The sequence below is a fragment of the Micromonospora sp. NPDC047753 genome, from assembly GCF_040642735.1.
In the GTDB taxonomy this organism is placed as follows: Bacteria; Actinomycetota; Actinomycetes; order Mycobacteriales; family Micromonosporaceae; genus Micromonospora.
The window spans coordinates 1-1,039 of the sequence record NZ_JBEYSL010000903.1; the positions used below are offsets into that span (position 1 = coordinate 1).

The window sequence follows — 1,039 nt, forward strand, 5'->3', positions numbered from 1 at the left end:
CGCCGAAGCGAGGACCGGCTAGCACTAAGTGTGACATTCTGCGCGTAACGGGTGGACGCCGCGCCTCAACCATGGCGGTGAACAGGGAGCGCGTCGTGCTCGGCGCCGGGTCGCGTGCTCGGCGCCGGTCGGTGGGGACTGTCAGAATGTGCGGATGTCTCGCCCTGCCGACGCCCTGGATGCCAGCTTTCCGGTCGCCGCCTCGATCGCCCTGGACCTGATCCGACGCCCCGAGGTGTCCGAGCAGTGGGCCAGCCCGAGCGCGTTGCCGCACCTGTCCGTGGGTGGCCTGGCGTGTCACCTCGGACGGCAGGCGGTACGCGCGGCGGAGCTGCTGCCGATGCCGACCGACCTGCCCACCCTGGGGTCCGCCGACAAGCACTACGAGCGGGCCGCGTGGGTCTCCGAGGGCTCCCCGGACAAGGACACGGTCGCCTCCGGCCCCGATGAGGCCGACGCCGAGCGTGGGCCGGCCGACCTGCACGCCCGTTCCGCCCAGGCGCTGACGGAGGTGGGGGACCTGCTCTCCCGGGGTGCCGCCCGCGAGGTCGTGCCGATCCCGTGGCAGGGCTGGTCGCTGCGGCGCGGCGACTTCCTGCTCACCCGCCAGTTGGAGATCGTGGTCCACTCCGACGACCTGGCGGTGAGCATCGGCGTACCCACGCCGGAGTTCCCGGCGGACGTCTTCGAGCCCGTGCGCGACCTGCTGGTCCGCCTGGCCGTCCGCCGCCGTGGCCAGTCCGCGCTGATCAGCGCACTCAGCCGGACCGAGCGGGCCCAGGACATCTCCGCCTTCTGACCGCCCGGCCCGTCGCCGATCACCCACCACCCAGGTTCGCCCGGTGACCGGGTCCGCCCCGTGACCACGCCGCTCGGTGACCGGGTCCGCCCGGTGCCTGGGTCGCCCCGTGACCACGTCCGCCCCGTGACCGGGTCCGCCCGGCGCCTGGGTCGCCCCGTGACCACGTCCGCCCCGTGACCGGGTCCGCCCGGCGCCTGGGTCGCCCCGTGACCACGTCCGCCCCGTGACCGGGTCGCC

The 1,039-nt window shown here is 74.5% G+C and carries 1 protein-coding gene; it reads left to right on the forward strand.

What is annotated here, in order from left to right:
- The first annotated feature begins 154 nt into the window (after positions 1-154).
- Positions 155-799 (forward strand): maleylpyruvate isomerase N-terminal domain-containing protein, encoded by a 645-nt coding sequence (locus tag ABZ749_RS35630; RefSeq protein WP_357235868.1) that lies wholly within the window; start codon positions 155-157, stop codon positions 797-799.
- Positions 800-1,039: the final 240 nt, after the last annotated feature.

Bases quoted from the DNA above. Each gene is read 5' to 3' on its own strand.
- ABZ749_RS35630 (WP_357235868.1), top strand. From the start codon at position 155: ATGTCTCGCCCTGCCGACGCCCTGGATGCCAGCTTTCCGGTCGCCGCC.